Raw genomic sequence first — 22,706 nt, 5'->3', positions numbered from 1 at the left:
CGAAAAGGCCAGTTCGGTCAGTGCAAGATTCAGCGGGTGCCCTTGATCGCCAGCACATTGCACAGCGGATGCTCCAGCACATGCGCGGTGGTGCCACCCAGGAATGTCTGCATCGCATCATGCCGATGGCTGCCCATCACGATCACATCGACCCGGCTGTGGCTGACGAACTGGGCAATCGCCCGGATCGCCGCACCCTCCACAAAATGCCGCCGCTCCAGCGCAATCTGGTGGTGGTCGCCCAGCCGGTTGAACGCCGCCCGCTGCGCCGTGCGCACGCTGGTATCGAACCCCGGCATGGTGACGGTGCCAGCACCAAAGTCGGCGATATGGGTCTTGGCTGCATCACACACATGCAGCAGGTGGAGTTCGGCATTGCATTGCAGGGCCAGGGCATGGGCGCTGTGGATCACCTGATCGTCCAGGTGTTCGCCCGCACCGTGGCAGTTGAGGTCCACCGCCGCCGCAATCTGCCGGGGCAGTGGCAGGCGGATGTCGCTGACCAGGTGCACGGCCACCGGGCTTTCCTTGAGCAATTGCCAGTCCAGTGGGGTAACCAGCAGCCGCTTGAGCACCGGTTCGTGCTGCACGTCCTTGATCAACAGGTCGCAACCCAGCTGTTCGATACGCTCGAGCACACTGCCCAGCGGGTCGCGTGTCAGCAGCAGTTCGGTGGAAACGTCGAGCCCGGCGTTGCCCAGCTGCTCGGCCTCGTCGGCCAGCCACTGGCGGTTGTCGGCGAGCAGCCGCTCACGCTCGTGGCCATCGCTCATCAGGCCGAAGGTGTCGACATCGTCGACGAACACATTTATATCCAGCAGCGCGCCACTGGACTCGGCCAGCGCCGCTGCGCGCTGCAGTGCCGGGGTATGGCGCATTTGCGGGCCGAGCATGACGAACAAACGCTTGAACTGGCTCATCGCACACCTCCACGTGTGGCAGCCCCCCGGTTCATGCCATGTCATCTGGTCTGTACAGTCTAGACCCGCTAGCGCCAGGCAAAACCCATCATGCTTTTTTCACCTGGCGCTGCTATCATCGCGCCACTCTTTGGGGAGTAGCCTGCCTTCGCACCCTGCGAAGGCGCTCTGGTCAACATATTTGGCAACCTGCCATGGCCAGCGCATCCACCCGGATTGGCGAGACCAACGACCTTCCTGCAGCCAAGCCGGGCCTGCAGGTCGTCTGTCGTTGACTCGTTGCCCGGCTGGAGTCTGATCGTTGAATCCCATTTCCCTTGTCTTTCTCGCCTTCGCCATGTCCACCGATGCCTTCGCGGCCGCCATCGGCAAGGGCTCCAGCCTGCACAAGCCACGTTTGGCCGAGGCCCTGCGCACCGGCCTGATCTTTGGCGTCATCGAGGCCATCACCCCGGTCATCGGCTGGCTGCTGGGCCAGGCGGCCAGCCAGTATGTCGAACAGTGGGACCACTGGATCGCCTTTACCCTGTTGCTGCTGCTCGGCGCGCACATGGTGCATGCCGGCCTGAAACCGGATGACGAAGAGGAACAGAAACAGAGCCAGCACTCGTTCTGGATCCTTGCGGTGACCGCTGTGGCCACCAGCATCGATGCCTTGGCGGTGGGCATCGGCCTGGCGTTCGTCGATGTGAACATCTGGGTAGCGGCAGCAGCGATCGGCCTGGCAACCATGACCATGGTGACGATCGGCACCATGCTCGGGCGAGCGTTGGGCTCGGTGGTGGGCAAGCGCGCCGAGATCATGGGGGGCATCGTGCTGATGCTGGTGGGTACGACCATTCTCTATGAGCACCTGACAGCGGTGTAATTGGCGGGTTGTCGGGTATGATGCAGCCCCGACATTTTCCACGAGGCCTGCCCCATGTCCCTGAGCGCTGAACAGATCGGCGAATTCCAAGCCTTCGCCGAGCAGCTGGCCGATGCCGCTGCTTTGGCGATCAAGCCGTACTTCCGTGCCAGCCTGGAGGTCGAGGACAAGGGCGGGCGCCTGTACGACCCGGTGACCGTGGCCGACAAGGCGGCCGAGGATGCCATGCGTGAACTGATCCAGGCGCGTTACCCGGAGCACGGCATTCTCGGTGAAGAGGCCGGCGTGGCGGTGGGCAGCAGCCCGCTGACCTGGGTGCTTGACCCGATCGATGGCACCCGGGCCTTCATCACCGGCCTGCCGCTGTGGGGCACGTTGATTGCCCTGAACGATGGGACACGGCCGGTGGTGGGGGTGATGAACCAGCCGTTCACCGGCGAACGTTTCGTCGGCACCCCCGCAGGTGCCTGGCGCAGCGGCACGCCGCTGAAAACTCGCGCTTGCACCGACCTGGCTGCGGCCACGCTGATGTGCACCACGCCGGACATGTTCGACACCACCGAGCGCAAGGCCGCTTTCGAAGCTTTGGCTGGGAAGGCACGCTTGATGCGCTACGGTGGTGATTGCTATGCCTATTGCATGCTGGCCTCGGGCTTTGTCGACGTGATCGTCGAGGCGAGCCTGCAGCCGTATGACGTGCAGGCGCTGATGCCGATCATCGAAGGGGCGGGCGGGGTGATCACCGCGTGGGATGGCAGCAGCGCGCAGAATGGTGGGTGCGTGGTGGCTTGTGGTGATCCGGTGTTGCATGCGCAGGTGGTGGAGATGTTGCGTCACGCCATGTAGTTGATGTGTTGCCTGTACTGGCCCCTTCGCGGGTAAACCCGCTCCCACAGGTACATCACAGTTTCTGAAAACTGTGCTGTCTCTGTGGGAGCGGGTTTACCCGCGAAGGGGCCAGCACAGGTATCCCAAATGGCCAATCACCGCACTTTTTCCGATTTCCGGGCTCTATGCTTGGTCAGGCCGCACTGACCCCCGGTGCGGCCGCCGAATATCGACCCGGTGCCGATGGTTGCAAGCAATCCCCGATTTTTCCCACGCCTGCTGCTGGCAGGCGCCCTGATAGGCCTGACTGGTTGCAGCCAGCAGCAAGGCCACGACATCGTCAGCCAGTTCGGCGACGGCAAGCCCAGCGAGCTGTTCCAGACCAGTGTCGACCGTATGGCCACGCTGGCCATGCGCGACAACCTGCAGAGCCTGTACCTGCTGATGAACAAGCTGTACCTGCGCAATCCCAGCCAGTTGAAGATGTCCGGCTACCTCGACGCCGCCACGGCCGAGCGGCAGATCCGCATCGCCATCGAACAGCGCCAGCCCTTGCCGCAACTGGGAAACCGCCGCGACCTCGCCGCCCTGAGCTATGCCTTGAGCCCGGAATTTCGCGGCGACCGGGTCGGCGCTTTCATCTACGCCATCGGCAGCATGCTGATCACCGCGCACGGCGGGCGTACCGAGTTCTACATGACCGATACCATCGACCCGCTGTTCGTCAACAACGCGGCGCGCAATATCGAGAAGGCAACGTGGATGCTCAGCCAGCGCCAGGATGCCAATGGGGTGCTGTTGCTATTCTCCAATGAAATATCGGAGGAGGGCAGCAACCTGAGTTTTGCCGTGGAATTCGGCAAGATCGTGGCGCGGCTGGATCTGCTGGCGGAGCTGCTGGATGAGCGGTATCGGCGGATTGGGTTGAATTATGCGCAGAGTTTGTTGTTGATGAACTTCCTGCCGGTGCAGTGAAGCGGCCCTGAGGCGTCTCAGCTGTCAGGTTTACACTCAGGATTCTCAGCACTCCAGCCTTTACATGGCGTAGATGCACGCCAAATATCGAGAACCTGATCGGTGCTTTCGCTAGCTGTTCGATAATCGCCCTTCAGCCTGCGCTCCACTGTCCGCTATCCGCCCACCCAATCCGAATATCTCATTGCCCAACCCCCGCCTTTTTGCTTAGTGTGTGACCTGTACGCCAGTGGTCAGCTGCCCGCAGATGCCCGACCACGGCCCGATAGAATGACCGTGAACGACCGCATCCACAGGCCCTGGGGCCAGTAGGAAGCGGCGCCCAGAACAATAACGATACCGAGTGCCTTGCCTATGGAAAGCCGCCTGCTGAGCGAGCGCAGTAGCGTGTTCCATCACGCCGACCCTTATGCGGTGTCCGACTACGTCAACCAGCACGTCGGCCAGCACTGCATCGGCCTGGCGCGCACCACCCACCCGCAGGCCAGCCTCAGCCACCGCAAGTTCGCCGAACTCGACCTGTGCCGTATCAGCTATGGCGGCAGCGTGCGGGTCACCTCGCCGGCGCTGGAATCCATCTACCACCTGCAGGTGCTGCTCAACGGCAACTGCCTGTGGCGCGGGCACCAGCGCGAGCACCACCTGGTGCCCGGCGAGCTGTTGCTGATCAACCCGGACGACCCGGTCGACCTGACCTATTCCGAAGACTGCGAGAAATTCATCCTCAAGGTGCCGACCCGGCTGCTCGACACCATCTGCGACGAACAGCGCTGGCAGCGCCCGGACGGCGGCGTGCGGTTCTTGCGCAACCACTACCGGCTGGACGAGCTGGATGGCTTCGTCAACCTGCTGGCCATGGTGTGCCACGAAGCCGAAGTCAGTGATTCGCTGCCGCGCGTACAGGGCCATTACAGCCAGATCGTCGCCAGCAAGCTGATGACCCTGATGAGCACCAATATCCGTCGCGAGAGCCTGGGTACGCCGGGGGCGAGCCTGGAGCGGATCCTCGATTACATCGACCGCAATCTCAAACTGGAGCTAGCCGCCGAAGCGCTGGCGGAGCAGGCCTGCATGAGTGTGCGTTCGCTGTACGCACTGTTCGATCGGCACCTGGGCACCACACCCAAACAGTATGTGCGCCGGCGCAAGCTGGAGCGCGTGCATGCGTGCCTGAGCGATGGCAGCTGCGCGGTGCGCAGCGTCACCGAACTGGCCATGGATTACGGCTTCCTGCACCTGGGGCGGTTCTCCGAGGTGTATCGCCAGCGCTTTGGCGAGCTGCCTTCGGAAACCTTCAGGCAGCGCCATTGAGAGGGATTACATGGGGTAGTGCTTGAGTTCGCGGGCGATCAGCATGCGCTGGATTTCGCTCGACCCCTCGTAGATCTGGGTAATGCGCGCATCGCGGTAGTAGCGCTCGACCGGATAGTCCTCCAGGTAGCCATACCCGCCATGCACCTGAATGGCCATCGAGCACACCCGCTCGGCCATTTCCGAAGCGAACAGCTTGGCCTGCGAGGCCTCCGACAGGCACGGCTTGCCCGCTGTGCGCAGCCGCGCGGCATGCAGGATCAGCAAGCGCGCAGCGTTCACCTGCACCTGCATGTCGGCCAGCAGGTTGGCGATGCTCTGGTGCTCGTTGATCGGCTTGCCGAACTGGATGCGATCACGCGAATACACCAGTGCAGCCTCGAATGCCGCGCGGGCGATGCCCAAGGCCTGGGCGGCGATGCCGATGCGGCCGCCTTCGAGGTTGGACAGGGCGATGGCCAGGCCCTTGCCACGTTCACCGAGGATGTTGGCTGCCGGGATGCGGCAGTTGTCGAAGGTCACCGCGCAGGTGTCGGAGGCGCGGATGCCCATCTTGTGCTCGCTGCGGTCGACCTTGAAGCCCGGGTTGTCGGTTGGCACCAGGAACGCTGAAAGGCCTTTCTTGCCCAGCTCCGGGTCGGTGACGGCGAACACGATGGCCAGGCCGGCACGGCGGGCGTTGCTGACGAACTGCTTGGACCCGTTGATCACCCACTCGCCATTGACCAGCTCGGCACGGGTGCGCAGGTTGTGCGCTTCGGAGCCCGCCTGGGGCTCGGTCAGGCAGAAGCAGCCGATCACCTCGCCAGTGGCCAGGCGCGGCAGCCAGGCCTGTTGCTGGTCGGGCGTGCCGTATGCGAGCAGGGGGCCGCAACCGACCGAGTTGTGGATGCTCATCATCGCGCCGGTGGCGCCGCAACCGGCGGCGATTTCCTCGACTGCCAGGGCATAGGCCACATAGTCGGTGTAGCTGCCGCCAAAGTCTTCGGGCACGACCATGCCGAGCAGCCCCAGCTCGCCCATCTTGCGCACCACCCCATCGTCGATCCAGCCGGCCTTTTCCCAGGCCTGGGCATGCGGGGCGATTTCGCCACGGGCGAAGTCCCGGGCCATGTCGCGGATCATGATCTGTTCTTCGCTCAGTTCCAGGTCTTGCATCTGTGTACTCCCGGGCTCACAGGCCTTCGAAGAATTGGTCGACCCGCTGGCGCGACAGCCCGGCCAGGGTCGGCGGGTTCCAGCGCGGCTGCTTGTCCTTGTCGATGATCAGGGCGCGTACGCCCTCGATGATGTCGCCGTACTGGAACCACTGGCGGTCGATATGCAGCTCCATGGCGAAACAGTCTTCCAGCGCCAGATGGCGCCCGCGGCGCAGCATCTCCAGGGTAACCGCCATGGCCAGCGGCGAGCGGCTTTCCAGCTGGTCGGCAGTGGCTATCGCCCAGGGGTGGCTGTCGCCAATGCTCACGGCGCGCAACTGCTCGATGATCGCCCCCAGGTCGGGCTGGGCGAAGAAATGGTCGATGACTGGGCGCAGCTTTTCTAGCGGCGCATTGTCCAGCACCTGGCTGCCGAGCCTGGCCAGCAGGTTTTGCAGGTCCTTGAGCGGGTGGGCGCCGAAGCGCAGCTGGTCGAGGCCTTCATCCAGGGCCGCGAGCTTGTCGCTGGACAGGTACCAGTCGGCGAGCCCGCAGTACAGCGCATCGGCGGCCTGGATCTGGGTGCCGCTGACGCCCAGGTAGGTGCCCAGTTCACCCGGGATGCGCGACAGGAAGTAGCTGCCGCCAACGTCCGGGAAGTAGCCGATGCCGACTTCGGGCATGCCCAGGCGGCTGCGTTCGGTGACGATGCGCAGGTCGCAGCCCTGAGCCAGGCCCATGCCGCCACCGAGGGTGAAACCGTCCATCAGCACCAGCACCGGCTTGCGGTAGCGGTGGATGGCCAGGTCCAGGGCGTATTCCTCGACGAAGAAGTCTTCGTGCAGGGTTTCGCCGGCTTTGTAGCTGTCGTGCAACGAGCGGATATCACCGCCGGCGCAGAAGCCCTTGGGCCCTTCGCCGCGCAGCATCACGGCCTGCACCTGAGGGTCTTCGGCCCATTGGTCGAAGTGCTGGCGCAGGCTGCGCACCATGTCCAGGGTCAGGGCGTTGAGGCCTGCTGGGCGGTTGAGGGTGAGGTGGCCAATCTGATTGCGGACCTCGGCCAGTACATGAGCCGTTGCCGAGGTATGAGCGTGCGCGGTCATCGCGTTCTCCCTGCTTTGTTATTGATTTTCCAAGTGAAGTCTGGAGTGCGCTGGAGGATCGCTGGATCCTGGCATGCGAAATTATCCTGCACAATGGACAAATCTGCAGGGGGATCGTGCGTTTTTGCCTTGAGCCATTCAGCGCCTGTGAGACCGAGCGCCGCCCGCGCGGCGCATCGCGAGCTGCGCTCGCTCCTACGTTTGTTTCGGGCCAGTAATGCCTGTGACAGGCGCGCGCGACCGCCTTGTCGTACGACGCGATATCGCGCCATGCGCCAAGGCGTTCGCGCGCGAATCCCCCAGGCCTGATTGGCCCGAAACAAACGTAGGAGCGAGCGCAGCTCGCGATGCGCCGCGCGGGCGGCGCTCGGTCTCACAGGCGCTGAACAACCCAAGCCAAACACATCTAATCCAATTTTCATTACCCTGACCGTAACGATCAACCCCGTAGCTTGATTGATCCCCAATTCCCGCGCGCCCTAATGTGCCCCCACGACAGCGAACCCGTGGAGTCACCCAATGACCATAACGAAGAATCCACCGCCGCAATGGTCCAGGCGGCGCGCCGAGAAGCAGCGCCGCCTGGACCGCGTCCGCCATTTGGCCGATGGTGTGGTGCTGCCCACCGAGCGGATCGTCGAAGCCCTGGAACTGCTGATTGCCCCCGGCGACCGGGTGGTGCTCGAAGGCAACAACCAGAAGCAGGCCGACTTTCTCTCGCGTTCGCTGGCCAAGGCCGACCCTGAGCGCCTGCACGACCTGCACATGATCATGCCGAGCGTCAGCCGCGCCGAGCACCTGGACCTGTTCGAACGCGGCATCGCCCGCAAGCTCGACTTCTCCTTCGCCGGCCCGCAGAGCCTGCGCATCGGCCAGCTGCTGGAAGACGGCCTGCTCGAAGTCGGCGCCATCCACACCTATATCGAGTTGTACTCGCGGCTGCTGGTCGACCTGATCCCCAATGTCACCCTGGTCGCCGGTTTCATGGCCGACCGCGAGGGCAACCTGTACACCGGCCCCAGCACCGAAGACACCCCGGCGCTGGTCGAACCTGCCGCGTTCAGCGACGGCCTGGTGATCGCCCAGGTCAACCAGCTGGTGGACCGCGTCGACGACCTGCCGCGTGTGGATATTCCGGCGTCCTGGGTCGACTTTGTGGTGGTCGCCGACCAGCCGTTCTACATCGAACCGCTGTTCACCCGCGACCCGCGCCACATCAAGCCGGTGCATGTACTGATGGCGATGATGGCGATCCGCGGCATCTACGAGAAGCACCGGGTGCAGTCACTGAACCACGGCATCGGTTTCAACACCGCCGCCATCGAGCTGATTCTGCCTACCTACGGTGAGTCGCTGGGCCTCAAAGGCAAGATCTGCCGCAACTGGACCCTCAACCCGCACCCGACCCTGATCCCGGCCATCGAGACCGGCTGGGTCGAGAGCGTGCACTGCTTCGGCACCGAACTGGGCATGGAGGACTACATCGCCCAGCGCCCCGACGTATTCTTCACCGGCCGCGATGGTTCGCTGCGCTCCAACCGCATGATGTGCCAGCTGGCAGGGCAGTACGCGGTCGACCTGTTCATCGGCGCCACCTTGCAGGTCGACGGCGACGGCCATTCCTCGACCGTCACCCGTGGCCGCCTGGCGGGCTTCGGCGGGGCCCCGAACATGGGCCACGACCCTCGCGGCCGGCGCCATGCGACCCCGGCCTGGCTCGACATGACGGTGCCCGAGACCCTGCTTGAGCGTGGCCGCAAGCTGGTGGTGCAGATGGTCGAGACCTATCAGGAAGGCGGCAAACCCACCTTCGTCGAAACCCTCGACGCGGTGGAAGTGGCGAAGAAAGCCGGTATGCCGTTGGCACCGGTGATGATCTATGGCGACGACGTCACCCACCTGCTCACCGAGGAAGGCATCGCATACCTGTACAAGGCGCGCACCCTTGAGGAGCGCCAGCAGATGATCGCCGCCGTGGCCGGCGTCACCGCCATCGGCCTGCGCCACGATCCCAAGGACACCTTGCGCCTGCGTCAGCAAGGGCTGGTCGCCTTGCCCGAGGACCTTGGCATCCGCCGCACCGACGCCAGCCGCGAGCTGCTCGCCGCGCGCAGCATTGCCGACCTGGTCGAGTGGTCCGGCGGCCTCTACAACCCGCCCGCACGGTTCAGGAGCTGGTGATGAATGTGCATGACTTGAAACCGTATCAGCTTCTTCGCGAGCAAGCTCGCTCCCACAAGGATACCGGCGGCCTTGGGGGCGGCGCGATACCTGTGGGAGCGGGCTTGCCCGCGAAGAGGCCGGCGCAGCAAAGCAATATCTCCCTGGCTGAGCACCTTGCCGACCTGGCAGTTGAAGCTCTCATCGACGAAGCCGACCTGTCGCCCAAACCCGGCCTGGTCGATCGCCGCAGCAGTGGCGCCCACAGCGACATGACCCTGGCCCTGATGCACGCGTCGGCGCTGGCCCTGTGGCCTTGTCTGCGCCAGATGGCCGAGGCCGCGCAGGCCCATGGCGAGATCACAGCACTGCTGCGCGCCGACCTGGGCCGTATCGGCCGCGAAGGCGAGCAGGCCATGCTCGCCACCACCGGCGGCATCAATACCCATCGCGGTGCGATCTGGGCCCTTGGCCTGTTGGTGGCCGCGCAAGCCCTCGATGCCAAATCCGATCCCTTGGCAGTTGCCGCCCGTGCCGGGCGCATCGCCTTGATCGACGACCCGGTGGCGCCTGCCGAGCACAGCCATGGCACCCAGGTCCGCCACCGCTACGGCGCCAGCGGTGCCCGCGAACAGGCCCAGCAAGGCTTCCCCGCCGTGCTCGAACACGGCCTGCCACAGCTGCGCCGCAGCCGCGCCAACGGTGCCAGCGAAAGCCAGGCTCGGCTGGATGCCTTGCTGGCGATCATGGCCGCGCTCAGCGACACCTGCGTGCTCTGGCGCGCCGGCCCGCAAGGCCTGCAAACCCTGCAAGCGGGCGCCCGCGCGGTGCTCGATGCCGGTGGCAGCGCCACCCTCGACGGCCGCCGCCAGCTACGCCAACTGGAAGCGCAACTCCTGCAACTGAACGCCTCACCGGGCGGCGCCGCCGATCTGCTGGCTGCCTGCCTGTTCCTCGACAAAGCCGGGAGCCTGTGAAATGGAAACCCTGAACTTTCAATTCCCCGCCGCCGAGCCAGGCCGTGGCCGCACCTTGGTCGGCTGCGTCAGCTCTGGCGACCTGGAAGTGCTGATCGAGCCCGGCAGCGCCGGCCGCCTGGACATCCAGGTGGTCACTTCGGTCAACGGCAGCAGCGCACGCTGGCAGCAGCTGTTCCAGCGCCTGTTCGATGGCCGCACGTTGCCCGCGGTGAAGATCGACATTCACGACTTTGGCGCCACCCCGGGGGTCGTGCGCCTGCGCCTGGAGCAAGGTTTCGAGGAGATTGCCCATGACTGACACCGCCCGCCTGCTGCAAAGCCGCAGCTTGGTCGAGCTCGGCGCCCGCCAGCGTGCCCGCGCCTTGCTCGACGCAGGCAGTTTCCGTGAACTGCTCGGCCCATTCGACCGCCTGATGTCGCCGTGGCTGCCGCGCCAGGGCATCGTGCCCCAGGCCGACGACGGCGTGGTCATCGGCAAAGGCCTGCTCGCTGGCCGCCACACGGTGATCGCCGCCATCGAAGGCGCGTTCCAGGGCGGCAGCATGGGTGAAGTGGGCGGTGCGAAGATCGCCGGCGCCCTGGAGCTGGCCATCGAGGACAACCGCAACGGCATCCCCACCTGCGCCGTACTGTTGCTGGAGACCGGTGGCGTACGCCTGCAAGAGGCCAACCTCGGGCTGGCGGCGATTGCCGAAATCCAGGCAGCGATCGTCGAGCTGCGCGCCCATCAACCGGTGATCGGCCTGATCGCAGGCTCGGTCGGCTGCTTCGGTGGCATGTCCATTGCGGCCGGGCTGTGCAGCCACCTGTTGGTTACCCGTGAAGCACGCCTGGGCCTCAACGGCCCGCAAGTGATCGAGCAGGAGGCGGGTATCGCCGAGTACGACGCCAAGGACCGCCCCTTCATCTGGAGCCTGACCGGTGGCCAACAACGTTACGCCAGCGGCCTGGTGGATGCCTATGTGGCAGACGACGTCGACCGCATCCGCCAGCAGTTGCTGCACCTGCTGGACAGCCCATCGGCCAACCGCGCTGGCCGCCATGCCTGGTACCTGGAGCGCCTGGCCAGCCTTGGCGCCGATTGCCCGCAACTGGACGCCGCTGCCGTGCGTGCCCTCTATCAAGGAGAAGCCTGATGAACCGTGCCTTGAACTGGCTGCCGGGCCTGGCCGGTGGCGAACCGCTGGCGGGTTATCCCGCCTCGTTGCAGGTGGTCGACGGCGAACTGGATAACCGCTTGGCGCGCTTCATTGCCGTGGTACCGGACGCGCACAACCCGTTCCCACGGGCGCGTACGGGCGAGGTCGGCCTGCTGGAAGGCTGGGGCCTGGCCAAGGCCGTGAGCGATGCAATGGCGCTGGACCGCGAAGGCGAGAAACGGGCCATCGTCGCGATCATCGATGTGCCGAGCCAGGCCTATGGCCGCCGTGAAGAAGCCCTGGGTATCCACCAGGCACTGGCCGCTGCCGTGCAGGCCTACGCCCAGGCGCGCCTGGCGGGGCACCCAGTGATAGGCCTGCTGGTCGGCAAGGCCATGTCCGGCGCCTTCCTGGCCCACGGCTACCAGGCGCAACGGCTGATCGCGCTGGATGACAGCGGGGTGATGGTACACGCCATGGGCAAGGCGGCGGCGGCGCGCATTACCTTGCGCAGTGTCGAACAGCTCGAGGCGCTGGCCGCCGAGGTGCCACCGATGGCCTATGACCTCGCCAGTTATGCCTCGCTGGGCTTGCTGTGGCGGCGCCTCCAGGTCGAGAGCGCCGACGCGCCGAGTGCCAGCGATATTGCGCAGGTTCGCGCCTGCCTGGCCGAGGCGGTGCGCGATATCGGCCATTCGACTGACCTGCAATCGCGGCTGGGCGGTGAAAACCGCAGCGCCTCCCGGGACGTGCGCGCACGTTTGCGCAGCCAGTGGCAGGAGGCCTGAGATGAACCTGCCGCAGCCACATGACCTGCTTTGGGGCATGCCCGCAGCCGAGCTGCCTGCCGATGCGCCTGCCTGGGCCGTGCAGGCACTGGCTGCCGGGCAGCCGGTGGTGGTGCGGCGTGCCGCCTGCGCCCCCGGCTGGGTGGCGGTAGGCGTGCGTGGGCAGGGGCGGGAACAGCGCCTGGGCGTGCTGATGCGCTTGCGGGATATCCAGCGGCAAGTGCGCCCAGAGGCACTGCGCTGGGCGGCGCAGAATCCCTGGCCAGCCCTGCAGGCGCTGGCCTCGGTGACGCCCGTGCTCGATGCTTGCGGGCTGGCTTGGGGGCCGACGGGCAGTGTGGGTTACCAGTTGGCCACCGGCTGCGAGGTCGTGCATCGCGCCAGTGACCTCGATCTGCTGGTGCGCACGCCACTCATCATGACGCGGGCAAAAGCACGCGAGCTGCTGGATATCCTCGATTGCGGCCCGTGCCGTATCGATGTGCAGCTGGAGACACCGGCGGGTGCGGTGGCCCTGCGCGAGTGGGCCGGCGTGGCGCGCCGGGTCTTGCTCAAATCGGCCCACGGCGCACGCCTTGTCGCTGACCCCTGGAACGCGCTGGAGTGCGCAGCGTGAGCAGCCTGTTCGCTTTCCCAGGCCAGGGCGCGCAACAGCCAGGCATGCTTCAGCACCTGCCTGAGGGCGGCTCATTGCTGCTGGAGGAGGCCAGTGATGTGCTGCGCGAACGGGTACTGGCGCTGGACAGTGCCCAGGCCTTGCAGTCGACCCGTGCCGTGCAGCTCTGCCTGCTGCTGGCCGGGGTGGCCTGGGCGCAATGGCTGCTGCAGCGCAGCCCGGCACCGGATTATGTGGCCGGGCTGTCTATCGGCGCTTATCCGGCCGCCGTCACCGCCGGGGCACTGGCGTTCGCCGATGCGCTGCGCCTGGTGGCGCTGCGGGGCGAGCTGATGCAGCGGGCCTACCCGCAGGGCTACGGCATGACCGCCCTCAGCGGCCTTGACCTGAGCAGTGTTGAACGCTTGCTGGCTGAAGTGGGCGGTGAGGTGTACCTGGCCAACCTCAACAGCGATAACCAAATCGTCATCGCGGGTAGCGACACCGCCATGGCTGCGGTCGCCGCCAAGGCGCGTGCTCGCGGCCAGGGTGTGGCCCGGCGCCTGGCGGTGAGCGTGCCGTCGCACTGCTCATTGCTCGACGGCCCGGCTGCCGAACTGGCCGCAGCCTTTGCCAGCGTCGAGCTGCGCCGCCCGCGCATCAGCTACCTGAGTGGCAGCTGTGCGCGGCCGATCTTCGACCCGCAACGCCTGCGCGATGACCTGGCCGGCAACATGGCCAGGCTGGTCGACTGGCGTGCTACGTTGCGCAACGCCTATGAACGCGGCGTGCGTCTGCACCTGGAGATGCCGCCGGGCAGCGTGCTCAGCGGCCTGGGCCGCCCAGTGTTCGAACAGGGCAGGGTGGTTGCCCTCGAAGCCACCCGCTGGGACACCGTCGATGCGCTGTTGCGCCAGGAGGTGGCCGACAACCGATGACGGCGCTGCAACTCGAAGAACAACAACAAGCAACTTCGACTCAAGCTGAGGACAACAACAATGATCATCTATGGTGTGGCTCTGCTGGCGGTATGCACGCTGGCCGGCGTAATCGTCGGCGACTTCCTGGGCGTGCTGCTGGGCGTCAAATCCAATGTGGGCGGGGTTGGCATCGCCATGATCCTGCTGATCTGCGCACGGCTGTACATGCACCGTAAGGGTGGCATGAGCAAGGAGTGCGAGTTCGGCGTCGGCTTCTGGGGCGCCATGTACATCCCGGTGGTGGTGGCCATGGCCGCCCAGCAGAACGTGGTCACCGCCCTGCACGGCGGGCCGGTGGCAGTGCTGGCGGCGATCGGTGCGGTGCTGGTGTGCGGGCTGACCATTGCCGTGATCAGCCGTAGCCATCGCGGCGAGCCCTTGCCGGCGCCTGATGCGCCAGAAGTCTCCAATGCGCAGGTCGCCCCTGCAGGAGGGCGCTGATCATGTGGCCGATCATTGACAATGCCTTGGAGCACAATGGCCTGATCACTGCCTTTGCGGTGGTCGGCGGGATCATGTGGTTGTCGGTGCTGCTGTCGAAGTACCTGACCTTTGGCCGGGTTCACGGCTCGGCCATCGCCATCGTCATCGGCCTGGTGTTGGCCTGGGTGGGTGGCACCGTGACCGGCGGGCAGAAGGGCCTGGCCGACATGGCGCTGTTCTCCGGCATCGGCTTGATGGGCGGGGCCATGCTGCGCGACTTCGCCATCGTCGCCACGGCCTTCGAGGTGCAGGCCACCGAAGCGCGCAAGGCCGGGTTGATTGGTGCGGTGTCGCTGTTGCTGGGGACGGTGCTGCCGTTCATCGTCGGTTGCGCGGTGGCCTACGCCTTTGGTTACCGGGATGCGGTGAGCATGACCACCATCGGTGCCGGGGCGGTGACCTATATCGTCGGGCCGGTGACCGGGGCGGCGCTGGGGGCGAGTTCGGATGTGGTGGCGCTGTCGATTGCCACCGGGTTGATCAAGGCGATCCTGGTGATGGTGTTCACGCCGGTTTCGGCGCGGTTGCTGGCGTTGGACAACCCGCGCTCGGCGATGGTGTTTGGTGGGTTGGCGGGGACGGTGTCGGGTGTTACAGCCGGGCTGGCCGCGACGGATCGCAGGCTGGTGCCCTATGGTGCGCTGACAGCGACCTTCCACACCGGGCTGGGGTGTCTGATGGGGCCTTCAGTGCTGTATTTCTGCGTCAGGGGATTGGTTGGCTAGTACTGGCCTCTTCGCGGCTGAAGCCGCTCCCACAGGAACCGCGCTGCCTTGATGCAGAGGCGATCGCTGTGGGGGCGGCTTTTGCCGCGAATGGTCCAACTCAATTCTCCCTGCTGTACATCCGGCACTCAGCCAACAACGCCAACAAATTCGGCTCCCGCTCCCGAGCCTTGAGAAACACCACTCCGATATGCTGCTGCAAGCGATAGCGCGCCTGCAGCGCAATCAGCTTCACGCGGTTCTCGTACACCGCTGCGATCCGCCCCGGCAGCAGGGCGAACCCCACTCCGGAACTGACCATGCTCAGCAGGGTGAAGATGTCGTTCACCTGCATCGCCACCTTGGGCTCGAACCCCGCCTGCTGGAACACCCGTGCGCCATCACGGTGGGTGGCGAAGCCCTGGGTCAGGGTGATGAAGGTGGAGTCGGCCAGGTCTGCCAGGTCCACTTCCTGCTGCTCGGCGAACGGTGAATCGGTCGGCACGGCGAGGAAAATGTCGTCGGAGAACAGCTGCAGCTGTTCGCAGGCCGGGTCGGCCGCGCTCTCGTCCAATGACACCAGGATGGCTTCCAGCTCGTGGTTCTTCAGGCGTTGCAGCAGGTCGACGTTCGAGCCCAGGGTCAGGTCAATGTTCAGCTCGCTGCGCCGCAGCTTCAGGCCCATTACCAGCTTTGGCACGGTCTTGACGGTCAGCGAATACAGCGCGCCGAGGCGGAAGCGCTCGGCATAGAAACCGGCGGCTTCGCGGGTCTGGCGCACCATCTGCTCGGCGTCCTGGATCAGTTGGCGGGCTTTCTTTTCCAGCACGTAGGCGCTTTCAAGCGGGATCAACTGGCGGCCCTCGTGCTTGAACAGCGGGCAGCGCAGGGCGCTTTCCAGGGAGTGGATGGCGCGGTGCACGCTGACCGCGCTGGTGGACAGTTCAGCGGCGGCGCGGCCGAGGTTGCCGCTGCGCATGAAGGCGAGGAAGGTTTCGAGCTTTTTCAGGGTCAGTTCTTCGTCGATCAGCATGCCGATGCGCCAGCGGGAAGGGGACACTGATCATGCCACAGCAACAGGCCTCATGGCGGTGGCAGGTGGCTCGGCAGCAAGCGTGCCCTGCGCAACTGCGCGAGGTTGCGCGAGCCGGTACAGAAGCAGGCGATGCGCAGCTGGCGCAGGAGAATATCGAAATGCTCCACCACAGCCTGGGTGGAGCTCACGGCGGCGCTCAGTACGCTGGCAGCCTGGCCTACCAGGTCGGCACCCAGGCGAATGGCCTTGGCGGCATCGACGCCATTGGCCACGCCGCCAGAGGCGATCAGGCCGATTTCCGGCACGGCGTGGCGCACGGCCAGCAGGCAGTGAGCGGTGGGGATGCCCCAGTCGGCAAACGCCAGGGCGACCTCGCGTTCGGCGGCGCTGCTGGCGCGTTCGGCTTCCACCGCTGCCCAGCTGGTACCGCCGGCACCGGCCACGTCGATCATGGCGACGCCAGCATCGCAGAGCATGCGCGCCACGCTGGGCGATATGCCTGCACCGACTTCCTTGGCGATCACCGGCGCCGGCAATTGGGTAGTCAGGGTTTCGATGCGTTTCAGCACACCGCGCCAGTCACGGTCGCCTTCTGGCTGCACGGCTTCCTGCAGGGGGTTGAGGTGGATGATCAGGGCATTGGCCTGCAGGGTGTCGACGGCGCGGCGCGCCAGGTCCAGGCCATCTGCCTCGCGCAACTGGGCAGCGCCGAGGTTGGCCAGTAGTGGCACATCGGGTGCCAGGCGTCGCAGCTCGGTGGTCAGGCCCTGGTCGTGGCCACTGCGCAGGCTGACGCGTTGCGAGCCCACGCCCATGGCGATGCCGAGTGCCTGGGCAGCCTCGGCGAGGTGCTGGTTGATGAAGCGTGCGCGTTCGGCACCGCCGGTCATGGAACTGATCAGCAGCGGGGCGTGCAGGGTATGGCCGAACAGTTGGGTGCCCAGGTCGATGTCGTTCAGGGCCAATTCCGGCAATGCGCAGTGTTCAAAACGCAGTGCCGACCAGCCTGGGTCTACGCCGTATGAGCTATTGCCGGCGGCCAGTACGATATCCAGATGATCGTTCTTGCGTCGGCTGATTGGGTTTTTCTTCATGCCGGCTCCGTTTTGAGGGGCAGCAGGTGTATCTATAGCTAAGCTGAAAATCGATACAGCATCAGGCAGTAGCGGATGCCGGCGGTTCCTTCGGGGGTTGGAGTGAGGGCGCGAAGGGGGGCGCGTAGAGGCTGACAGGTGTTTGCCGAAAGCGTTTCAGCGCCTATGAGATCGAGCGCCGCCCGCGCGGCGCATCGCGAGCTACGCTCGCTCCTACGTTTGTTTCGGGCCAATTATTCCTGGGGGATTTTCGCGCGAACGCCTTGGCGCATGGCGCGATATCGCGTCGTACCAACAAGGCGGTCGCGCGCGCCTGGCACAGGCGTTACTGGCCGGAAACAAACGTAGGAGCGAGCGCAGCTCGCGATGCGCCGCGCGGGCGGCGCTCGATCTCATAGGCGCTGCAACACTTTCGGCAAACACCTGCCAGGCAACAGTTGACCCCCCGCCACCCCCCGCGTAGCCTTGCGACTTCGAGGTTCTTCGGCCAGGCCGAAGCTAAGACGGGAACGCGGTTCAAGCCGCGGCTGCCCCCGCAACTGTAGGCACCCATAACGGATCGACACAGCCACTGCGCCAACGCGCGGGAAGGCGTCATCCCGCCAGCCTCTTGCAAAGAGCTGGAACGGTGCAAGCCAGGAGACCTGCCTCGAGACGATTTCGACTTTCAACCGGGCGGGGTGATCCGGTGGCGAACGAGCCCGGCCGGCCTGGCCTGCGGCTTTCGTCCCGTGTGCCCGCGCCAACCTGCCAAGGGCAACGCGACATGAAAACACTGGCCAAGCTCCCCGTCACCATCGTTACCGGCTTCCTCGGCTCGGGCAAGACCACCTTGCTCCGCCACATGCTCGACAACGCCCAGGGCCGCCGTATCGCGGTCATCGTCAACGAATTCGGCGAGCTTGGCATCGACGGCGAAATCCTCAAGCAATGCAGCATCGGCTGCACCGAGGAAGAAGCCAGCGGCCGCGTCTATGAACTGGCCAACGGCTGCCTGTGCTGCACCGTACAGGAAGAGTTCTTCCCGGTGATGCGCGAACTGGTCGCACGCCGCGGCGACCTCGATCATATCCTCATCGAAACCAGTGGCCTGGCACTGCCCAAGCCGCTGGTGCAAGCCTTCCAGTGGCCGGAAATCCGCAACGCCTGCACCGTTGACGCGGTCATTACCGTGGTCGACAGCCCGGCCGTGGCCGCCGGCACCTTCGCCGCCTACCCGGAACAGGTCGACGCGCAACGCAAGCTCGACCCCAACCTGGACCACGAATCGCCGCTGCACGAACTGTTCGCCGATCAGCTGGCCAGCGCCGACCTGGTGGTGCTGAACAAGGCCGACCTGATCGACGCCGAAGGCCTGGCCAAGGTCCGTGCCGAAGTGGCCGAAGAGCTGCCGCCTGCGGTCAAGGTGATCGAGGCCAGCAGCGGCCGGCTGCCGCTGGAGGTGTTGCTGGGCGTGGGTGCAGAGTCCGAGGCGCACATCGACGGCCGCCGCACCCACCACGATTCCCACCATGACAGCGACGATCATGACGATCATGACCACGACGCCTTCGACTCGATCTCCATCGACCTGCCCGAAGCCGACGAAAGCCTGCTGCTCGATGCCCTGACCCAGCTGGTGGTGGAGTTCGGCATCCTGCGCGCCAAAGGCTTCGCGGCCATCCCAGGCAAGCCGATGCGCCTGCTGGTGCAGGGCGTGGGCACCCGTTTCGACAAGCACTTCGACCGCGCCTGGCGCGCCGGCGAGCCACGCATCACCCGCCTGGTACTGATTGGCCAGGACCTCGATGCCGCGCAACTGGAAACGCGCCTGCGCCAGGCCCTGGGCGCCTGACCCATGCACCTGCTGCGGACCCAGCCCGGCGGCTTCGTGCCGGACGACAGCATCGCCGACCTCGGCCAGACACCCGCCGAGCTGGTGATTCTCTGCAGCGGCGATTCGCACCTGGCATTGCTCGCCGAAACCGCCGAGCAACTGCCGGCCGACTTCCCCAGCCTGCGCCTGGCCAACCCGATGCAGGTGCAGAACCATGCTTCGGTTGACCTGTATGTGGACGAGGTGCTGCGCCATGCCAATGTGATCCTGGTGTCGCTGCACGGCGGCGTCGGCTACTGGCGCTACGGCGTCGAGCAGCTGGTCGAACTGGCCGCGCGCGGTGTGCAGCTGATCCTGGTGCCCGGCGATGATCGCCCTGACCCGGAATTGACCGACCTGGGCACAGTCACCGGCGAGGCGGCCGAGCGGCTCTGGCACTACCTGCGCCAGGGCGGCAAAAGCAATGCCGTCAACCTGTTCAAATGCCTGGCCAACCAGTGGCTGGGGCGCGATTACAGCTGGGACGAACCGCAGCCTTTGCCGCGCACGTCGGTGTATCACCCGGGCAAACCCGGTGCGCTGCTCGAGGACTGGTACAGCCAGTGGCACAGCGAATACCCAGTAGCCCCGTTGCTGTTCTATCGCTCGCACCTGCAGGCCGCCAACACCGCGTTCATCGACGTGTTCTGCGAGCGCTTGCAGGCGGCCGGGCTCAACCCACTGCCCATCGCGGTGGCCAGCCTCAAGGAAAGCGCCTGCCTGGAGCAGGTCGAGGCCTGGCTGGACGAAGTGGGCGCCGAGGTGTTGATCAACACCACCGGCTTTGCCCTGTCCAGCCCAGAGCGCCCCAACTTGCGGCCGTTTCGCCGGGATATCCCGGTGCTGCAGGCCATCTGCGCACAGGACAACCAGCCCGGCTGGGAAGCCAGCGAGCAGGGCCTCGGTGCCCGCGACCTGGCCATGCACATCGCCTTGCCGGAACTGGACGGGCGCATCATCACCCGCCCGGTGAGCTTCAAGGACATGGCCTGGCGCAGCGAGCGCAGCCAGTCCGACGTGGTCTGCTACCGCGCTCACCCCGAACGCATGGATTTTGTCGCCGAGCTGGCACGGCGCTGGGTCGAGCTGGCGCGCCTGCCCAATGGGCAGAAGCGTGTGGCGCTGGTGCTGGCCAACTACCCGACCCGCGATGGCCGGATTGGCAATGGCGTCGGCCTGGACACCCCGGCGGCTGCCCTGAACATTCTCGAGGCACTGCAGGCCGAGGGCTATCCGCTTGCGCAACTGCCAGGCAGCGGCACGCAATTGATTCACCAGTTGCTCGGTGGGGTGACCAACGACCTCGAGCACCTCGACCAGCGCCCCTGCGCCCAGAGCCTGAGCCTGGCCGATTACCAGGCGGCGTTCGAACGCCTGCCCGAGGCCAACCGCCAGGCTGTGCTGGAGCGCTGGGGGCCGCCCGAGCAGGACCCGATGTACCGCGCTGGTCGCCTGATGGTGGCCGGCCTGCGCTTTGGCCTGACCTTCGTCGGCATCCAGCCGGCGCGAGGTTATCAGGTCGACCCCAGCGCGGTTTACCACGACCCTGACCTGGTGCCGCCGCATGGTTACCTGGCGTTTCACTTCTGGCTGCGCCATGCCTTTGCCGCCGATGCCGTCATCCACGTCGGCAAGCACGGCAACCTGGAATGGCTGCCCGGCAAGGGCGTCGGCCTGTCCGCACAATGCTGGCCGGACGCGCTGCTCGGCCCGTTGCCGAACATCTATCCGTTCATCGTCAACGACCCAGGCGAAGGTGCCCAGGCCAAGCGCCGCACCCAGGCGGTGATCATCGATCACCTGATGCCGCCGCTGACCCGCGCCGAAACCTATGGTCCCCTGCGTCACCTGGAGCAGCTGGCGGACGAATTCTACGAAGCCCAGTTGCTCGACCCACGCCGCGCACGCGAGCTACAGCGCGACATTCTCGAGCTGGTCAAGGCCAACCACATCGACCGTGAGTTGCAGTTGGAAGGCCAACTGGACGATGCCGCGGTGTGGCTGCCGCGCCTGGACACTTACCTCTGCGACCTCAAGGAATCGCAGATTCGCGATGGCCTGCATGTCTTCGGCCAGTCGCCGCAGGCACGCCTGCGCATCGATACCTTGCTGGCCTTGCTGCGCGTGGAGCGTGGCGATGGCCGCGGTGGCAATGCCAGCCTGTTGCGCACACTGGCCAAGGCACTGGCGCTGGGCTTCGACCCCCTCGATTGCGACCTCGGTGAGGCCTGGTCAGGCCCGCGTCCGGCACTGTTGCAAGCCTTGAACGAAGGCGCGTGGCGCACCTGTGGCGATACCCGCGAGCGCCTTGAGTTGCTGGCGTTGCGCATCATCGAGCAGGCGCTGCAGGGTCAGGTGCAGTTGCCCGAGCAGCCCGAATGGCAGCCGGTGCACGATGTGGTAACAGCCCTGCGTGAGCAGGTAGCGCCTGATCTGGATGCGTGCGGCGCGGCAGAAATCAACGGCCTGCTTGCCGCGCTGGCCGGGCGCTTCGTGCCGGCCGGCCCCAGCGGTGCCCCCAGCCGGGGTCGCCTGGATGTCTTGCCGACCGGGCGCAACTTCTACACCGTGGACGTGCGCAACCTGCCAACCACCACGGCCTGGCGGCTGGGGTTCGCCTCGGCCAACCTGATCCTCGAACGGCACCTGCAGGACCATGGCGACCACCTGCGCCAGCTGGGCCTGTCGGTGTGGGGCACGGCGACCATGCGCACGGGGGGGGATGACATCGCCCAGGCCATGGCGTTGATGGGCGTGCGCCCGGTTTGGGCCACCGGCAGTCAGCGTGTCGACGACTTCGAGATCCTGCCGCTGAGCCTGCTCGATCGCCCGCGGGTGGACGTGACGCTGCGTGTGTCGGGTTTCTTTCGCGATGCCTTCGGCAACCTGATCCGCCTGTTCGACGCTGCGGTGCAGGCAGTGGCGGCACTGGACGAGCCGGACGACCTCAACCCCCTGGCCGCGCGGGTGCGTCACGAACGCGCCAGCCTGCAGGCACAGGGCGTGGATGCCGAGCAGGCGGCGCGCCAGGCCGGCTGGCGGGTGTTCGGGGCCAAGCCTGGTGCCTATGGTGCCGGCGTGCAGAATGCCATCGATGGTCGCCTGTGGCACAGCCGCGACGACCTCGCCGAGGTGTACCTCAACCATGGCGGTTACGCCTACGGTGCCAGCGACGAGGGCACGCCGGCGCGTGCCCAGTTCGCCCGGCGCCTGGGCCAGGTGCAGGCGGTGTTGCAGAACCAGGACAACCACGAGCACGACCTGCTCGATTCCAATGATTACTATCAGTTCCAGGGTGGCATGCTGGCGGCGTCGGAGACCTTGTCCGGCGTGGCAGTGGCCAGTTACCACGGCGACCACAGCCAGGTCGACCGGCCGCGGATCCGCACCCTGAAGGAAGAACTCAACCGCGTGATCCGTGCCCGGGCGCTGAACCCTAAATGGATCGACGGGGCGAAACGCCATGGCTACAAGGGTGCGTTCGAACTGGCAGCGACGGTCGACAACCTGTTTGCCTTCGACGCCACCACGCACCTGATTGATGACCATCACTACCAGTCGCTGGCCGATGCCTATGTGCTCGACCCGGCGACACGCGACTTCATGCGCGAGCACAACCCCGAGGCCCTGCGAGACCTCACCGAACGCTTGCTGGAAGCCCAGCAGCGTGGGCTCTGGGAAGCCCCCGGTGACTATCGCGAGGCCCTTGAGGCGCAGTTGCTCGACGGCGAGGAACAGGCTTGAA

At 65.8% G+C, this 22,706-nt stretch carries 20 protein-coding genes and 1 riboswitch; of the genes, 15 read left to right on the top strand and 5 right to left on the bottom strand.

The window, feature by feature from the left end; genetic code table 11:
* Window positions 1-29: 29 nt before the first annotated feature.
* Window positions 30-920: a universal stress protein gene (locus OCX61_RS14560; RefSeq protein WP_261940119.1), complete on the bottom strand. Its 891-nt coding sequence runs from the start codon at window positions 918-920 to the stop codon at window positions 30-32.
* 301 nt (window positions 921-1,221) lie between these two features.
* Here OCX61_RS14560 and mntP point away from each other — a divergent pair, with 301 nt between their 5' ends.
* From mntP to OCX61_RS14540, 4 genes are all read left to right on the top strand, one after another.
* On the top strand, window positions 1,222-1,788 hold the full coding sequence (gene mntP / locus OCX61_RS14555; protein WP_261940118.1) for a manganese efflux pump MntP: 567 nt from the start codon (window positions 1,222-1,224) through the stop codon (window positions 1,786-1,788).
* Between the two features lie 54 nt (window positions 1,789-1,842).
* Window positions 1,843-2,634, top strand: coding sequence for a histidinol-phosphatase (gene hisN / locus OCX61_RS14550; protein ID WP_261940117.1), 792 nt, complete (start codon window positions 1,843-1,845; stop codon window positions 2,632-2,634).
* Window positions 2,635-2,859: 225 nt separating this feature from the next.
* Complete coding sequence (locus OCX61_RS14545) at window positions 2,860-3,591, top strand: hypothetical protein (RefSeq protein WP_261940116.1); 732 nt, start codon at window positions 2,860-2,862, stop codon at window positions 3,589-3,591.
* Window positions 3,592-3,945: 354 nt separating this feature from the next.
* Window positions 3,946-4,902, top strand: coding sequence for an AraC family transcriptional regulator (locus OCX61_RS14540; protein ID WP_261940115.1), 957 nt, complete (start codon window positions 3,946-3,948; stop codon window positions 4,900-4,902).
* A 6-nt stretch (window positions 4,903-4,908) separates the two neighbouring features.
* Here the strand turns inward: OCX61_RS14540 and OCX61_RS14535 are convergent, their stop codons facing one another.
* A complete protein-coding gene (locus tag OCX61_RS14535) occupies window positions 4,909-6,060 on the bottom strand; it encodes an acyl-CoA dehydrogenase family protein (RefSeq protein ID WP_261940114.1) in 1,152 nt (383 codons plus the stop codon).
* Window positions 6,061-6,076: 16 nt separating this feature from the next.
* Entirely contained in the window at window positions 6,077-7,147 is a 1,071-nt protein-coding gene (locus OCX61_RS14530; RefSeq protein ID WP_261940113.1) for an enoyl-CoA hydratase/isomerase family protein, read from the bottom strand.
* A gap of 519 nt (window positions 7,148-7,666) precedes the next feature.
* On the opposite strand from OCX61_RS14530, the gene mdcA reads away from it, so the two are divergent.
* Genes mdcA through madM form a run of 9 tightly spaced genes read left to right on the top strand, consistent with a single transcriptional unit; the run spans window position 7,667 to window position 14,997 of the window.
* Window positions 7,667-9,328: a malonate decarboxylase subunit alpha gene (gene mdcA, locus OCX61_RS14525; RefSeq protein ID WP_261940112.1), complete on the top strand. Its 1,662-nt coding sequence runs from the start codon at window positions 7,667-7,669 to the stop codon at window positions 9,326-9,328.
* Window positions 9,328-10,284, top strand: coding sequence for a triphosphoribosyl-dephospho-CoA synthase (locus tag OCX61_RS14520; protein WP_261940111.1), 957 nt, complete (start codon window positions 9,328-9,330; stop codon window positions 10,282-10,284). Before mdcA ends, OCX61_RS14520 begins: the two co-directional genes overlap by 1 nt.
* Window position 10,285: 1 nt before the next feature.
* The gene (locus OCX61_RS14515; RefSeq protein ID WP_060484751.1) at window positions 10,286-10,585 is read left to right on the top strand and encodes a malonate decarboxylase subunit delta; all 300 of its coding nucleotides are present in this window, start codon (window positions 10,286-10,288) and stop codon (window positions 10,583-10,585) included.
* Window positions 10,578-11,423, top strand: coding sequence for a biotin-independent malonate decarboxylase subunit beta (locus tag OCX61_RS14510; protein ID WP_261940110.1), 846 nt, complete (start codon window positions 10,578-10,580; stop codon window positions 11,421-11,423). Before OCX61_RS14515 ends, OCX61_RS14510 begins: the two co-directional genes overlap by 8 nt.
* Window positions 11,423-12,214, top strand: coding sequence for a biotin-independent malonate decarboxylase subunit gamma (gene mdcE / locus OCX61_RS14505; RefSeq protein WP_261940109.1), 792 nt, complete (start codon window positions 11,423-11,425; stop codon window positions 12,212-12,214). The genes OCX61_RS14510 and mdcE overlap by 1 nt, the downstream gene beginning before the upstream one ends.
* A 1-nt stretch (window position 12,215) precedes the next feature.
* Complete coding sequence (locus OCX61_RS14500; protein WP_261940108.1) at window positions 12,216-12,830, top strand: malonate decarboxylase holo-ACP synthase; 615 nt, start codon at window positions 12,216-12,218, stop codon at window positions 12,828-12,830.
* Window positions 12,827-13,747 (top strand): malonate decarboxylase subunit epsilon, encoded by a 921-nt coding sequence (gene mdcH, locus OCX61_RS14495; protein WP_261940107.1) that lies wholly within the window; start codon window positions 12,827-12,829, stop codon window positions 13,745-13,747. The genes OCX61_RS14500 and mdcH overlap by 4 nt, the downstream gene beginning before the upstream one ends.
* Before the next feature lie 60 nt (window positions 13,748-13,807).
* Window positions 13,808-14,230 carry a malonate transporter subunit MadL gene (madL, locus tag OCX61_RS14490; RefSeq protein WP_261940106.1) on the top strand — a complete coding sequence of 141 codons (423 nt, stop codon included), beginning with the start codon at window positions 13,808-13,810 and terminating at the stop codon, window positions 14,228-14,230.
* A 2-nt stretch (window positions 14,231-14,232) separates the two neighbouring features.
* Complete coding sequence (gene madM / locus OCX61_RS14485) at window positions 14,233-14,997, top strand: malonate transporter subunit MadM (protein WP_099814062.1); 765 nt, start codon at window positions 14,233-14,235, stop codon at window positions 14,995-14,997.
* Window positions 14,998-15,097: 100 nt separating this feature from the next.
* Here madM and OCX61_RS14480 read toward each other — a convergent pair whose 3' ends face one another.
* Together OCX61_RS14480 and fni are read right to left on the bottom strand one after the other, a co-directional pair.
* The gene (locus tag OCX61_RS14480) at window positions 15,098-16,009 is read right to left on the bottom strand and encodes a LysR family transcriptional regulator (protein WP_261944319.1); all 912 of its coding nucleotides are present in this window, start codon (window positions 16,007-16,009) and stop codon (window positions 15,098-15,100) included.
* Window positions 16,010-16,059: 50 nt separating this feature from the next.
* The gene (gene fni, locus OCX61_RS14475; RefSeq protein WP_261940105.1) at window positions 16,060-17,106 is read right to left on the bottom strand and encodes a type 2 isopentenyl-diphosphate Delta-isomerase; all 1,047 of its coding nucleotides are present in this window, start codon (window positions 17,104-17,106) and stop codon (window positions 16,060-16,062) included.
* A gap of 459 nt (window positions 17,107-17,565) precedes the next feature.
* Window positions 17,566-17,772: riboswitch (cobalamin riboswitch) on the top strand.
* A 100-nt stretch (window positions 17,773-17,872) separates the two neighbouring features.
* Between fni and cobW the strand changes: the two genes are divergently transcribed.
* Together cobW and cobN are read left to right on the top strand one after the other, a co-directional pair.
* The gene (cobW, locus tag OCX61_RS14470) at window positions 17,873-18,940 is read left to right on the top strand and encodes a cobalamin biosynthesis protein CobW (protein ID WP_261940104.1); all 1,068 of its coding nucleotides are present in this window, start codon (window positions 17,873-17,875) and stop codon (window positions 18,938-18,940) included.
* 3 nt (window positions 18,941-18,943) lie between these two features.
* Complete coding sequence (gene cobN / locus OCX61_RS14465) at window positions 18,944-22,705, top strand: cobaltochelatase subunit CobN (RefSeq protein WP_261940103.1); 3,762 nt, start codon at window positions 18,944-18,946, stop codon at window positions 22,703-22,705.
* Window position 22,706: the final 1 nt, after the last annotated feature.

This window comes from Pseudomonas sp. LRP2-20 (genome assembly GCF_024349685.1).
In the GTDB taxonomy this organism is placed as follows: domain Bacteria; phylum Pseudomonadota; class Gammaproteobacteria; order Pseudomonadales; family Pseudomonadaceae; genus Aquipseudomonas.
The sequence above is the reverse complement of the archived record's forward strand: the minus strand, read 5'-3'. Positions and strand labels throughout refer to the sequence as shown.